Raw genomic sequence first — 12478 nt, 5'->3', positions numbered from 1 at the left:
TGCGGCAGTGCAGCGAGCCGTGCATTTGGCGGGCCGCCGCGCCCGTCGCTCTCGGCCCACACCGGTCATTGGCCAGGTTCGGCTTTGCTGCAACGCGGCTTCCCCATACCGGACCTTCACGGTACCGCGCGGCATAGTCCAGGGCCCCAGGGTCTGCATTGCGGACAAAGCTGCCGCCAATCGAGCCATCCGGAATGTCCGTTTCTGCTGTCAATTCGGGTCCAGCCTCGCGCGAGGTGCCCTCAGACCGGCACTTCCGATGTCGCCCTTTCAGTCGATACTACGGTGGATGTCCGGAACTTGCGGACGTTCTTGTCGGCAAAGAAGAAGCGGTGTGTGAAGGCTTCGTAATCGGCGATATCCCGAGCCATCACGATCAGGATGAAATCGGACTCTCCGGCAATGCAGCAGAAGTGGGTGACCTGGCGATCCTCACGCCCTGACCATGCAACACCTCGACCTGCCGCAGCTTCGTTATGATGTCTTCGGGCTTCTCTCGTTTGCCTGCCATCGTCGTAGTCCTCCGTGATACGGGATAAACTATCCCAAGGGGTGGACCACTTCAGTGGGGCAAGACCAAAGGCCGGGCGCAGCGTCTATCGGGCCACCCTGGCCGAGCTGATCGAGGGGCTGGCCCGAGCCGAACGGGAGGGCCGCCTGCCCGAGAAGATCCGGTTCTATGCCCGAGCGTCTCTGCTCATCGTGGACGAGATCGGCTACCTGCCCATCACCCGCGGCGGCGCCAACCTGTTCTTCCAGCTCGTCAACGCCCGCTACGAAAAGGGCGCCATGATCCTCACATCCAACCGCGGCTTCGCCGAATGGGGCGAGGTGTTCGGCGATCCCGTCGTCGCGACCGCTCTGCTCGACCGGTTGCTCCACCATGCCGTCGTCATCCAGATCGAAGGCGCCAGCTACCGCCTGCGCGCGCACGCCGATCTGATCCTCGAGCACGTCCGCGCCAACGCACCCATCTCGCCGCCGCCGCCCAGGCGCAGGGGCCGCTCGCCGAAAGCCAAAAACGGAGCCGCCAATCACTGAGACCGGCTGATTACCGGTCCCGCCGAAGTGGGGAATTTTACTTCGGCACTTCTGGGGAAGGTTCAGTCGGCGTTGACAGGGCGCCGATACAGTCATCTCCAGCCCCAGCGTCGGCTGGGTCCGTCTCAACGCCGGTAGATAGAAGTGTTCATTTTCAAAACATGATATTTCAATAGCAAATACACGAAATCTATATTGCGTGTCATTTATTTAATTAATCCTCTTTATCTCATCCCTTGCAATTCTCGGGATAGGCTCCATAAGATTCGGACAATCAGTTCCAACAAAATTCACGTTTGAATCAGAAACATATGGAATAATTAATTTCCTGTCAAAATACAGACTATCCGCCTTCCCCTCTGAAGCTGCTCGGTCAATCATCCTGAAAGCGGCATACTTTCTGGGGCAATTTGCAAAATATCCAAAGTATTCATCATTTAATGTGAATTTAAAGTACAATTCCTGAATATAACTCGGCATCATTGCCATGTACTTATATGCATTTTCATTATTCCTTAAAAACAAAACCAAAGAAAGCTCCATAAATATAGTAAAAAAAATTATTACTGATACATAGATTAAAAACTTTCTCATGGATATACAAATCCCATGGGCTCAATCTGAGGCTTTGCACCCATCAATTCATTTCTCTTTTCATCATCAAAGAAGCCGTGGGTATGCCGCCCCAGTTCACCATACGCCTGGTCCAACGCATCTTTTACTTCTATAAAAGTATCCTTTTGTTCATCCGTTATCCCTTCTTCAGAATAGTCTCCCATAAATGCGATGCCAATATTGTTTTGATTATTACCACTTACATGAGCCCCCATGTACTCAAGAGACCTGCCCTCATACAAAGTTCCATCTGGCGCAATAAGAGTATGATAATCGATATCCGCTAAGTTATAATCTTGCGCCAGCTCAATTGGTCTGCCCCTCTCGGGTGGTCGGGTTTGAAAGTTAGTGCATGATTGGCCTGTGGTCCATCGGGATGGTTGCCTCAGGTGCTGGTGGCCGATAGCCCAAAGCGCTGTGGGGCCGGACGGTAGTGTAATGGCGGCGCCATCGTTCAATCAGGATCTGCGCCTCCCTCAGCGAATAGAAGATCTCGCCGTCGAGAAATTCGTCGCGGAGCCTTGCGTTGAAGCTCTCGACGTAGCCCTTTTCCCAAGGGGATCCCGGCTCGATGTAGGCAGTCTTGGCGCCGACGGCCTCAATCCATTCACGGACCTTGATTGCGATGAACTCCGGGCCGTTGTCCGACCTGATATACGCTGGCGGACCACGCAGGATGAACAGATCGGTCAGCGCATCTACCACGTCGATAGCGTTCAGCTTGCGCTTCACGCGGATCATGAGAACCTCTCGGGTATATTCATCGATGATGTTGAGCATGCGGTAAGCGCGCCCATCCGCCGTCCGGTCCTGGACGAAGTCATAGGACCAGACGTGGTTCGGTCGTTCCGGGCGCAAGCGCACGCATGAGCCATCAGCCAGCCAAAGCCGGCCGCGTTTCTTCTGTTTCGGCGGAACCCTGAGCCCTTCACGCCGCCATATTCGGTCCACACGCTTGTGGTTCACGCACCATCCGGCCTGAACCAGCATCCCGGTAACCTGCCGATAGCCGTAGCGACCATAGAGGCGTGCCAGTTCGATGATGTCCGCTGTCAGGCGCTCTTCATCGTGACAGCCCACAGGAACCTTGCGCTGCGTGGAACGATGCTGCCCCAGAGCCCGGCAGGCGCGGCGCTCGGAAACGCCGAGTTCCTGCCGGACATGATCGATGCAACGCCGGCGACGTGAAGGGCTCAGCAGTTTCCCCGTGCGGCCTCGGACAAAATGAGCTTATCCAGCGTCAGATCCGAGACAGCACGCCGGAGCCGGGCATTCTCCTGCTCGAGCTCCTTCAACCGCTTGAGCTGATCTCGGCTCATGCCGCCATATTCACGCCGCCAGCGGTAGAAGGTCTGCTGAGTCACGCCAATCTGCAGAACCGCGTCCGCGATCTTCGCGCCCTGACCCTGCAACACCTCGACCTGCCGCAGCTTCGTTATGATGTCTTCGGGCTTCTCTCGTTTGCCTGCCATCGTCGTAGTCCTCCGTGATACGGGATAAACTATCCCAAGGGGTGGACCACTTCAGTGGGGCAAGACCACTACTTCATCCAGAACGAGATGGCGATCAGGGAGGCCATCACCGGCTACGGCATCTATCCGATGCCGATCGGCGACAAGGGCCTCGCCATGATCGACGTGCGCGACATCGCCGAAATCGCGGCCCTGGAACTGCTGCGCCGCGAAAACGCCTCGGCGCCGCTTCCCCTGGACAGGATCAACCTGGTGGGGCCGGAAACGCTGACCGGCGTTCAGGTCGCGGCCATCTGGTCGGAGATCCTTGGCCGCACGGTCGCCTATGGCGGCGACGATCTGGAGGCCTTCGAGGGTAACCTGAAGCAGGCCATGCCGGCCTGGATGGCCTACGACATGCGCATGATGGGCGCGCGCTTCCTCACCGACGGCATGCTGCCCGACGGCGGCGACGTCGCCCGCCTCGAAACGTTGCTGGGCCGCCCGCTGCGCACCTATCGCGCCTTCGTCTCCGAAGCCGTGGCCGCCGCCTGAGCAGGCGCCCGGTTCTCTCATCAGGAGGATGTCCATCATGATCCATTCGGCCGCCACCGTTCCGGTAAACCCCCCAGGCGCAACCACGCTCACCCGCGAACAGGCCTGGAAGGAGCTGGAGCGAAAGGCACGAGATGCGCGCGTTCCTTCCGCCGGGGCCTTGCCGCCGCTGCGACGTGACGGAGGAGGGCGCGACCCATTTCCTGCGTGAGGCTGCGATCGGCGGCGCAGATCTGCGCGAGATCATCGCCCTCGAGCCCATGCGGAAGGTGACCTTCCTCCGGGCCACGGGGCCGCGCTAGGGCGCCGTCGTCCACGCGCTCTTCGAAGATGCGGCCGGCGCGGTGCCGCTTCGGTTCTGCGGCTACCGCGGGCTTTGCGGGAGACTGCCGAACGGCCCCGAAGAGAACGTCGAACAGGAACAGTGCGACAGCGAGAGGGGCTACAGGGCCGCTCTCGTCTCGACCCCGAAGCGCACCCGCAAACTGCGCGCCGAGGGCAGGTTCCGATCGCTCCCGGCCCCCTTTACGGAATATCGCCCCACCGGGTGGCGCTCGCAGCGCCGACCTTCCGGGAGGTGAGGGTCCATTCAGGAAGCCATGGCGCGCGGCCTGAGGCCGGGATGGGGGGCGTCGCGGGGCGTTCTCCGATCGCCTCGGCCGGGGGCTGATCCTCACGGTGTTACCGTGCCGGCCTGCGCTCGCGCGTCAGTACTCGGCGAGACCCCGAAGTGGCGCAGAAACGCCTGGGAGAACGCGCTTTGCGACTGGTAGCCGACCGCAAGGGCCACCTCGGCAACAGTGGCCTCGCCGCGGACCAGCCGCCTGCGCGCGCGGGTGAGGCGCCATGAGCGCAGGTAGGCAAGAGGCGGCTGGCCGATGCGGCGACTGAATTCCGCCGAGAACGCGGCCCGGGACATTCCGGCGACAGCCGCGAGATCGGCCACGGTCCAGGCGCGCGCGACATCCGCGTGCAGGGTCTGCAGGGCCCGGCCGATCCGAGGGTCCAGCAACGCGCCGAACCAGCCGCAGGCGGCAGGCCCGGCCTGCTCGGCATGGGCGCGGAAGGTCTCGACCAGCAAGAGGTCCGCCAGACGCGCGCCCACGATTCCGGAGCCGATCGCATGTCGCTCGATCTCCTGCGACATGAGGGACAGGATGGTCGCGATGGCATCGGCCCCTGCCGTGCGGCGCTGGACGGGCATGAAGTCCGGCAACATGTCCAGCAGGAAATCGGCGTTCGGCCCCGCAAAGGTGACCGTTCCGCCAATCGAAACCGTCTCATCCCCACCGACCCGGGCGAGGTCGCGACCGGGCCCCTCGAAGAGGGGCCGGCCGTCCTCCGGCGTCAGGGTCGGATCGCTGGAAACGGCATAGTCCGAGGTCCCTATCAGGCAGACATCCCCGGCCTGCATCGGGTGTGGCGCGCGTCCTGCAATCTGCATCCAGCACGTCCCTCTCAGCAGGGCCACGAATTTCAACCGGTCCATGCCGGGGAAGGACAGCGCCCAATCCCCCGCGGCTTCCAGGCAGGTTCGCCGCGTCACGCGGGCGCCGAGCACCTCTAGCACGTCGGACAGGGGATCGAGGGGAGAACTGGACGATTGCGACAACATTCCGGAGCTCAAGACATCGTTCATCTTGCGAGGATGCCATATATCCAGCGCAAGCGAAACAGACCGAAAGGAAACAGCCCATGACACTCGACGGCAAAGTCATCGCCATCACCGGCGCAAGCAGCGGTATCGGACGTGCGACGGCGACACTGCTGGCGGATCGGGGCGCCTCGGTGGTGCTGGGCGCCCGCCGGGAGCCCATCCTCGAACAGCTTGTCGCTGAGATCACCGCAAAGGGTGGCAAGGCCGCCTGCAAGGCGACGGACGTGCGCCGCCGCGCCGACCTCGAAGCGCTGGTGGACACCGCCGTCGAGCGGTTCGGCAGGCTCGATGCCATCGTCAACAATGCCGGGATCGGCCCGATCTCGCGCTTCGACGCGCTGCGCGTCGAGGATTGGGACGCCATGATCGACGTGAACCTGCGCGGCACGCTCTACGGCATTGCTGCCGCCCTTCCGGTGTTCATCCGTCAGGACAGCGGGCATGTCATCAACGTCGTCTCGACGGCGGGCCTGAAGATCGTGCCGACGATGGGCGTCTATGCCGCGACCAAGAATGCCGTGCGCACGGCGACCGAGGCGCTTCGACAGGAAGCGGGGCCGAGCCTGCGGGTGACCGAGGTGTCCCCCGGCATGGTTTCGACGAACTTCGCGCAGACCATAACGGACCCGTCTGCCAAGAAGACGATCGACGGCCAGATGCGCGATATCGGAATGGCCCCGGAGGCGATTGCGCGGGGAATCCTCTTCGCGCTCGAACAGCCCGCAGAGGTCGATGTCGGCAGCATCGTGATCCGGCCCACCGCGCAGGGATGAGGGCCGGTGGCAAGCGGCAGCCTTGTCCGCTCCCCGGGCGTCCGATGATCCCGGGATGAAGGCCCGTGTCACCGGGCCGGGCACCTCGGGGCGAATGGCCCGTTCGGGCTGCCTCCGGCCATGCGCAGCGCATGGCCCGACTGGCGGCCGAGCGCGGGGCGCGGGCGTTGCGAAGCCGGGCGTCCGATGCAGTCAGCCGAGGCTGCACGCTGCGGTGCGCGGGACCTGAAGCCGCAGCGACCCCAAGAGGCACTGCGTGAAACTGCCGGGGCAGAGGCTCATGGGCCGGGGCTGCCACCGGCAGGCCGCCGGAGCCCGGGTCCGCATCACCATATTGAACGGCCGCACCGCCCTCGGCAGGCCCGTCACCGGGGCCGTGGGGTAGGCATAACCGCGGAAAGCGGAGCATCGGCCGCTGTCCGGTCTGTGCGGCACGGCCGGGCTGATGCAACGCCGGTGCGGATTGTGTCCGGGCTTTCAGCCGCTCTCCATGGGACAGAGGGTCGACCCCCCCCCTGTCCCATCCCTTTCGCGCTTCGGGGCCGCGGTCGGTGATCCCGATCCGCGGCATCGCGTTCAGGCGAGTGCGCCACCGTCCGCGTTCAGCGTGGCGCCGGTGATGATGCCCGCCGCCGGGCTTGCCAGGAAGACCACCGCATTGGCGATTTCCTCGGGCTCGGCGTAGCGCCCCAGCGAGGTGAGGCCGCGCTGGAATGCGGCGGCCTCGCCATCCGCAGGGTTGGACTCCGTGTCGACAGAGCCGGGCTGCACCAGGTTCACGGTGATGCCCTGAGGCCCCAGCTCGCGAGACAGGCCGCGGGTGAAGGAGGTCAGCGCCGCCTTCGACATCGCATAGGCGGTGATGCCGGGGAAGGGCACCCGCTCGCCCAGGGCGGATCCGATGGTGATGATGCGCCCGCCTTCGGAGAGATGCGGGATGACGGCCTTGGCATAGAGCAACGGCGCGCGCACGTTCACGTCCATCAGCTTCTGGTATGCAGCCACCTCGATGTCGGCGATCGGTCCGACATGTCCCACTGCCGCGCTGTTGACCAGGATATCGAGCCCGCCCAGGGCGTCGACAGACCTCGCCACAGCCTTCGAGATGGCATCCGGATCGGCGCTGTCGGCGCGCAGCGCGACGGCGCGTCGCCCCACGGCCTCGATGCGCTTGCACACCGCGTCGGCGCGCTCCGCGGCGTGCTGATAGGTGAAGGCGACATCCGCGCCGTTCTCCGCCAGCGCAAGCGCGATGGCGGCGCCGATCCCGCGGGAGCCCCCGGTCACGAGGGCACGCTTTCCTGTCAGGTCGATCATGGAGTGGTCCTTTCACTGCTGGGTCCTGCGGGCATGGGACGTGCTCCGCAGGGATGGATCGCCGAAACCGGCGACAGACTGATCAGATCTTGGGTCTCGCGGGCGCACCGCTTAGGCCCGGCCCCGGCCAAGCTGTGTCGCGGGCCGGGGAACGCGGCTCCCCGTTGACGTGCCCCGGCTGCGGTGAGCGGGCCGACCGGGGGATGACCCCGAACGGGTGTGCCTCGCCACGGTGCTGCCGGACGCGGGCCTCTCCCTCTCCGGAGGCGGGCCGCCGCCGGATCAGGCGCCCCCCGAAAGGCGCGCCCGAGACCGTGGCTGCCGCGGAGGCTCCGCTCCCCGGCGGGCCCGTTCGGAGCCCGACCGCGTGGATCGGAGCAACGGGGCCGGGTGCACGCGGCCGCACCGCCGGCGCGCCGATGGTTCCGGAGGGTGGCGACGGGTCGGGGGCGCCGATGGCGGATCCGCAACCGGCACGCGTGCCGTCACCCGGTGCCCCAGTCCCCGGTCCGAAGGCTGAACGGCGAGAGATGGTCCGCGCCGGGCGACCATCGGATCGGGAGCGCGGCCGGGCGGCGCACCACCTGTTCCGGGTGCAGTTTCCAAAGCCGCTCGGCCCCTTCGAAGCGGGCAAGCGCGCGCGGGTCGTCCACGAAGCTCACCCTCCCGGTGATCTGCAGGAGATCGCCGGTCTCGGGCGTCATGAACACCAGCCCCGCCCGTGGATTGATCGCGAAATTGCCCAGGGTGTTGAAGAACATGTTGCCGCTGAAGTCCGGCACGGTCAGGCCGCCGCCCGGGTCTGTGCGCACGAAACCGGGCTTGCCGCCGCGGTGCGATACATCGACCTGCCGCTCCCCTCCGGGCACATCCGCATAGGAGGCGACGAAGAACGTGTCGGCTTCGCGGATCATCCGGCGGGCCGTGGCATCGAGATGGTCGGAAACCACCGGCGTGGTGGCCGGGAGCTGGCTGGGGTCGCGGCTGAACGCGGGGGTCCGGGCCTGGATGTAGCGCGGGCAGTTGCCGAAGCCCTGCACGACCGCGATCGAAAACGCCGCATCGCCCTGGCGCCGGACCGTTCCGTTCAGGCGGTTGCGCCGGCGGGTGGTCAGGTCGATCCCGAGCAGGCCCACCGCGTCCCCATCCCCCAGGCCCGCGTCGGCGGGGTCTTGCGGGTCCCGGCGAACCTCCAGGGCGAGTTCCGAGGGGTCGGGGCTGTGCAGGAAGCCGGGGTGTCCGGCCCGCAGGGTTGCCCAGGGGGCGCCCTGCGGGTCCACTGCGCCCAGCACGACGAAGGGCAGCAGCGGATAGAAGGCGCGGTGTTCCTCAGTCAGGAAAGGTCGCAGCACCTTGCGCCCGATCACTGCCATCCGCTCGGACACGCCGCGTTCGCGCTGCAGGGCAACTTCGCCCGGATGCCACGGGGAGGGTGTGGGGACTGTGTCGTCGGTCATCGGACATGCTCCGTCAGGCCACCAGTCCGGCGGCGGTGCGGGGGAGATCGACGAAGCCCGACAGGGCCTCGATCGCGGCCAGCCAGGCGCGGATGCGAGGGTAGGGCGCGAGATCCACGTTCCCTTCCGGCGCCACGGCGATGTAGCTGTAGAGCGCGATATCGGCGATGGTCGGATGTGGCGTGGCGATGAAGGCCGAGGTTGCGAGCTGGTCCTCGATCAGCGACAGGATGCGATGGGCGCGGGCGATGACCTCCTCTTCCCGGAAATCGGCGCCGAACACCGTGACCAGCCGGGCGGCGGCAGGGCCGTAGGCGATCTCGCCGGCGGCGACCGAAAGCCAGCGCTGGACCCGCGCGAGCGTCGCCGCATCCGCGGGCAGCCAGTCCCTGCGCTCGAACTTCGTCGCCAGATAGACGAGGATCGCATTGGAATCCGCGACGCTGACGTCGCCATCCTCCAGCACCGGCACCTGACCGAAGGCATTGAGCCGCAGGAACTCGGGCGTCCTGTGCGCGCCGTTCGGGAGATCGACCTCGATCAGTTCGGCCTCGACCCCGAGCAGGGACAGGAAGAGCGTGGCGCGGTGGGCATGGCCCGAAAGGGGGAAGTGGTGCAGTCTCATGTCGGTTTCCTCTGTGCGATCTGGCGTGCTCCTAGTTAACCTGTCCGAAGCAGCATGATAATCTGCCCGATATGGAACTCACCTCACCGGAAAATGGAGAAGTGGCTTGGACCGGATCGACGCCATGGCTGCGCTGCTGGAGGTCGTCCGATCCGGCAGTTTCTCTGCCGCCGCGCGGCAGCTCGGGCAGCCGACGACCTCGCTCACGCGCAGGATCACCGAGCTCGAAGGGCGGTTGGGGGCGCGGCTTCTGACCCGCACGACGCGCAGCGTGACCCTGACGGACGCGGGCGCGGTCTATGTCGCGGCGGCGCGGCGGATCGTGGAGGATGTCGAGGAGGCCGAGCGCGCGGTCGCCGGGGAATATCTGGAGCCGAGGGGCGAGCTGGTGGTCACGGCCCCCGCGATGTTCGGCCGGATCCATGTCGTGCCGATCGTGGCGGCGTTCCTGGCGGCCTACCCGAAGATCGACATCCGTCTGCTGCTGACCGATGCGGTGCTGCCGCTGGCCGAGACGCGGGTCGACGTGGCGATCCGGATCGGCGACATGCCCGACACCAGCCTGATCGCGCGGAAGGTCGGCGGCATGCGGATCGTGATCTGCGGCAGCGACGCCTGTCTGGAGCGGTATGGCACGCCTTCGGTTCCGCAGGACCTGACGGCCCTGCCCACCATCGCGGTCGGCCCGGCCGGTCAGCGGCAGCTCTGGCGGTTCGCGGCGGAGGCGAAGCGGGATGTGCAGCTTGTCCCCATCGCGCCCCGATTGTCGGTAACGACCACCGATGCCGCGGTCGAAGCGGCGGTGCTGGGCGTGGGCCTGACGCAGCAGCGGCTCTATCAGGTCGCGGACCGGCTGGCCTCGGGGGCGCTCACGCTGTGCCTGCAACCGTTCGAGGTCGACCCCGCCCCGGTGCATGTGCTGCATCTGCCGGGAAATCACCTGCCGTTGAAGGCGCGACGGTTCCTCGACTTCGCGGTCCCGCGGCTGCGGGACGGACTGAAGCGCCTCGAGGCCCTGGGCTGAGGCCCGATCCCGTGAGAGCCGCGGGCGCGCGCCGGGCCACGGCAGCCAGCGTTGCGCGCACCGCCTCGGGGACAGGGACAGGGCGCAGTGCCGCTTCGATGGCGCTGTCGACCGCCGTGGCGACCGCGCGGAAACGAGGGTCCTTCAGGGCCGCGGCGATCGCATATCCGCCACCGGCGCGGAGGCCGGGAAGACCGATCCGCTCCGCAGCGACGGCGTCGAGACCTGTCGGCACATCGGCCGCGTCGTGCCGGTCCTCGAGGCGTCGCGCCGGGGGGGCATCGCCCCCTTCATCCGCAGGAGGCGGCCTTCGGGCAGGGGCGTGACGCATCGGACGCGCCGGCGGCCCCTGTCCTGCAGGTTGATCCGGTCGCCCCGTCGGCCTCCTGCCGGCTGACGGCGAAGCGGCCGCTGTCGCGCGGCGCGATCCCCATCGCCACCGTCTCGCGGCGGGCATGCGGGCCCTCCAGGATGTCGCGGGTTCGCCGGGGGGCGGAGGCTCGCGACAGGCGCAGGCGGACGCGGGGACGGGCGCCCAGGAGCCGGACACCGGTGGGACGTGTCGAAGAGGGATGCAGGCTCCCGGCGCTGCGGGTTCGCGCTTCAGGCGGGCATGAGCGCGGCGCGGATCAGCAGCAGGCCGAAGGCCAGGAAGAAGAGACCGGTGAGGGTGCGCCCGATCCGCGCCTGCCGGGGATCGCGCAGCCGCTTCGCGATCCGGCCGGCGCCGAGCGCGTAGCCGCCGAGGATCGCCAGCTTGACCAGAAGGAAGGTCGCGACGAGGAGGGCGAGCAGCGCAGGGCCGCTGCCCGGCGGCAGAACCTGGGGAAAGAGCGCGGTGAAGAACAGGACCGCCTTGGGATTGCTGAAGCCGATGCCGAAGGAGCGCAGCCACAGGCTGCGCAGATTGCCCGCCGCGCCCGTGCGCGCCGGCGCGTCGGATGGCAGGGGCGGGGCCGGGCGCAGATAGGTCCAGCCGAGCCAGAGGACATATCCCGCCCCGACAAGCCGCAGCGCCAGGAAGGCGGTCGGGTAGGCCAGAAGCAGCGCGCCCAGCCCCGCCACGGACAGGCTTGCCAGAAGCGCGATGGCCGCGAGGTCTCCGCTCAGCGCGACGAGGGCGCGCCGCCAGCCGAAGGCGATGGCGTTGTTGACCAGAAGCAGCGTCGAGGGGCCCGGCGTCGCGCTCTGCACGGCGCAGATCAGCAGGAAGGCGGCGTAGGAGGTCGGGGTCATCGTCGTCCTCGGTTGGGGAAGGATGGCGCCGGGCGGCGCCATCCCCGATGCCGGGTGGGGCTCAGCCGCCGACCGGCGTATTCAGAAGCTGCTGTTCCCACAGGAACGCCATGCCGCTGCCGCCGGCGTGCTGGACCATGACCTCGGTGAGCTGCTCCGCATGCTCGGTCCGCGCCCAGTCGCGCTGCCATTCCGCCGCGACGGCAAGCCAGGTCATCATGTTCGCGCCTGCGCGGATCATGCGCTGGATCGCCACCTCGTGCGCCTCGACCGAGGTACCGCCCGAGGCATCGGTGACGACGGTCACGTCCCAGCCCTCGCCAAGCGCCTGGATCGTGGGCATGGCCACGCAGACCTCGGTCCAGAGCCCGGCGATGATCAGCTGCTTGCGGCCGGTCTTCTCGACGACCTCGACGACCTTGCGGTCCTCCCAGGTGTTGATGAAGGTCCGGTCGATCACCTCCTGACCGGGGAAGACATCGGTGAGCGGCTTGAACAAGAGCCCGCCGCGCGCTGCGAGGACGCTGGTGAGGATGGTCGGAACCCCGAAGGCCTTGGCGGACTTGGCCAGGGCGACGGTGTTGTTCACTACCATATGCGGGTCGTGGCTGTTCAGGTTCGCAAGCTGGTAGGGCTGGTGATCGATCAGGATGAGAACCGAATCCTCGGGGCGAAGAAGAGAATCAAGTCCGTTTCGAAGTGTCATGGGTTTTCCCTTTTCCCGGCG

12 protein-coding genes and 3 pseudogenes are annotated in these 12478 nt (G+C 66.3%); 5 read left to right on the top strand and 10 right to left on the bottom strand.

Annotation, left to right across the window (positions count from 1 at the left end):
• Positions 1–242 precede the first annotated feature (242 nt).
• Positions 243–371 carry a hypothetical protein gene (locus FDP22_RS19860; protein WP_346728837.1) on the bottom strand — a complete coding sequence of 43 codons (129 nt, stop codon included), beginning with the start codon at positions 369–371 and terminating at the stop codon, positions 243–245.
• Between the two features lie 199 nt (positions 372–570).
• Here FDP22_RS19860 and FDP22_RS19855 point away from each other — a divergent pair.
• Positions 571–1041 (top strand): annotated as a pseudogene (locus FDP22_RS19855) (ATP-binding protein); the annotation flags it as partial.
• A 210-nt stretch (positions 1042–1251) separates the two neighbouring features.
• Here FDP22_RS19855 and FDP22_RS19850 read toward each other — a convergent pair.
• The 3 genes from FDP22_RS19850 to FDP22_RS19840 all read right to left on the bottom strand — a co-directional run bounded on the left by FDP22_RS19850 (position 1252) and on the right by FDP22_RS19840 (position 3128).
• Positions 1252–1635 carry a hypothetical protein gene (locus FDP22_RS19850; RefSeq protein ID WP_138579660.1) on the bottom strand — a complete coding sequence of 128 codons (384 nt, stop codon included), beginning with the start codon at positions 1633–1635 and terminating at the stop codon, positions 1252–1254.
• The gene (locus FDP22_RS25210; protein WP_138579658.1) at positions 1632–2114 is read right to left on the bottom strand and encodes an N-acetylmuramoyl-L-alanine amidase; all 483 of its coding nucleotides are present in this window, start codon (positions 2112–2114) and stop codon (positions 1632–1634) included. The genes FDP22_RS19850 and FDP22_RS25210 overlap by 4 nt, the downstream gene beginning before the upstream one ends.
• Positions 2002–3128 (bottom strand): IS3 family transposase gene (locus tag FDP22_RS19840; RefSeq protein ID WP_143972285.1). Its coding sequence is split into 2 segments (ribosomal slippage): positions 2002–2864 and positions 2864–3128, totalling 1128 coding nucleotides; the frame shifts between segments, so codons are not numbered across the junction. Before FDP22_RS19840 ends, FDP22_RS25210 begins: the two co-directional genes overlap by 113 nt.
• Positions 3129–3194: 66 nt before the next feature.
• Between FDP22_RS19840 and FDP22_RS19835 the strand changes: the two are divergent.
• Together FDP22_RS19835 and FDP22_RS19830 are read left to right on the top strand one after the other, a co-directional pair.
• Positions 3195–3662, top strand: a pseudogene (locus tag FDP22_RS19835) (Rossmann-fold NAD(P)-binding domain-containing protein); the annotation flags it as partial.
• Positions 3663–3699: 37 nt separating this feature from the next.
• Positions 3700–4165: pseudogene (locus FDP22_RS19830) on the top strand (AtaL-like protein); the annotation flags it as partial.
• Positions 4166–4335: 170 nt separating this feature from the next.
• Here the strand turns inward: FDP22_RS19830 and FDP22_RS19825 are convergent.
• Positions 4336–5301 (bottom strand): AraC family transcriptional regulator, encoded by a 966-nt coding sequence (locus FDP22_RS19825; protein WP_239031969.1) that lies wholly within the window; start codon positions 5299–5301, stop codon positions 4336–4338.
• A 56-nt stretch (positions 5302–5357) separates the two neighbouring features.
• Here FDP22_RS19825 and FDP22_RS19820 point away from each other — a divergent pair, with 56 nt between their 5' ends.
• On the top strand, positions 5358–6092 hold the full coding sequence (locus FDP22_RS19820; RefSeq protein WP_138573361.1) for an SDR family oxidoreductase: 735 nt from the start codon (positions 5358–5360) through the stop codon (positions 6090–6092).
• A gap of 576 nt (positions 6093–6668) precedes the next feature.
• On the opposite strand, the gene FDP22_RS19815 is transcribed toward FDP22_RS19820, so the two are convergent.
• The 3 genes from FDP22_RS19815 to FDP22_RS19805 all read right to left on the bottom strand — a co-directional run bounded on the left by FDP22_RS19815 (position 6669) and on the right by FDP22_RS19805 (position 9491).
• Complete coding sequence (locus FDP22_RS19815; RefSeq protein ID WP_138573363.1) at positions 6669–7409, bottom strand: SDR family NAD(P)-dependent oxidoreductase; 741 nt, start codon at positions 7407–7409, stop codon at positions 6669–6671.
• 485 nt (positions 7410–7894) lie between these two features.
• A complete protein-coding gene (locus FDP22_RS19810; RefSeq protein ID WP_138573365.1) occupies positions 7895–8866 on the bottom strand; it encodes a pyridoxamine 5'-phosphate oxidase family protein in 972 nt (323 codons plus the stop codon).
• Positions 8867–8879: 13 nt separating this feature from the next.
• Positions 8880–9491, bottom strand: coding sequence for a glutathione S-transferase family protein (locus FDP22_RS19805; protein WP_138573367.1), 612 nt, complete (start codon positions 9489–9491; stop codon positions 8880–8882).
• A 106-nt stretch (positions 9492–9597) separates the two neighbouring features.
• On the opposite strand from FDP22_RS19805, the gene FDP22_RS19800 reads away from it, so the two are divergent.
• The gene (locus FDP22_RS19800; RefSeq protein WP_138573369.1) at positions 9598–10515 is read left to right on the top strand and encodes a LysR family transcriptional regulator; all 918 of its coding nucleotides are present in this window, start codon (positions 9598–9600) and stop codon (positions 10513–10515) included.
• A gap of 603 nt (positions 10516–11118) precedes the next feature.
• Here the strand turns inward: FDP22_RS19800 and FDP22_RS19795 are convergent.
• Both FDP22_RS19795 and FDP22_RS19790 read right to left on the bottom strand, forming a co-directional pair.
• Positions 11119–11751 (bottom strand): LysE family translocator, encoded by a 633-nt coding sequence (locus FDP22_RS19795; RefSeq protein ID WP_138573371.1) that lies wholly within the window; start codon positions 11749–11751, stop codon positions 11119–11121.
• Between the two features lie 61 nt (positions 11752–11812).
• Positions 11813–12457 (bottom strand): hydrolase, encoded by a 645-nt coding sequence (locus tag FDP22_RS19790; protein WP_138573373.1) that lies wholly within the window; start codon positions 12455–12457, stop codon positions 11813–11815.
• Between the last annotated feature and the right edge of the window lie 21 nt (positions 12458–12478).

Source organism: Paroceanicella profunda (assembly GCF_005887635.2).
In the GTDB taxonomy this organism is placed as follows: domain Bacteria; phylum Pseudomonadota; class Alphaproteobacteria; order Rhodobacterales; family Rhodobacteraceae; genus Paroceanicella; species Paroceanicella profunda.
The sequence above is the reverse complement of the archived record's forward strand: the minus strand, read 5'-3'. Positions and strand labels throughout refer to the sequence as shown.

Bases quoted from the DNA above. Each gene is read 5' to 3' on its own strand.
- FDP22_RS19860 (WP_346728837.1), bottom strand. From the start codon at position 371: ATGGCTCGGGATATCGCCGATTACGAAGCCTTCACACACCGCTTCTTC.
- FDP22_RS19850 (WP_138579660.1), bottom strand. From the start codon at position 1,635: ATGAGAAAGTTTTTAATCTATGTATCAGTAATAATTTTTTTTACTATA.
- FDP22_RS19825 (WP_239031969.1), bottom strand. From the start codon at position 5,301: ATGAACGATGTCTTGAGCTCCGGAATGTTGTCGCAATCGTCCAGTTCT.
- FDP22_RS19820 (WP_138573361.1), top strand. From the start codon at position 5,358: ATGACACTCGACGGCAAAGTCATCGCCATCACCGGCGCAAGCAGCGGT.
- FDP22_RS19815 (WP_138573363.1), bottom strand. From the start codon at position 7,409: ATGATCGACCTGACAGGAAAGCGTGCCCTCGTGACCGGGGGCTCCCGC.
- FDP22_RS19810 (WP_138573365.1), bottom strand. From the start codon at position 8,866: ATGACCGACGACACAGTCCCCACACCCTCCCCGTGGCATCCGGGCGAA.
- FDP22_RS19805 (WP_138573367.1), bottom strand. From the start codon at position 9,491: ATGAGACTGCACCACTTCCCCCTTTCGGGCCATGCCCACCGCGCCACG.
- FDP22_RS19795 (WP_138573371.1), bottom strand. From the start codon at position 11,751: ATGACCCCGACCTCCTACGCCGCCTTCCTGCTGATCTGCGCCGTGCAG.
- FDP22_RS19790 (WP_138573373.1), bottom strand. From the start codon at position 12,457: ATGACACTTCGAAACGGACTTGATTCTCTTCTTCGCCCCGAGGATTCG.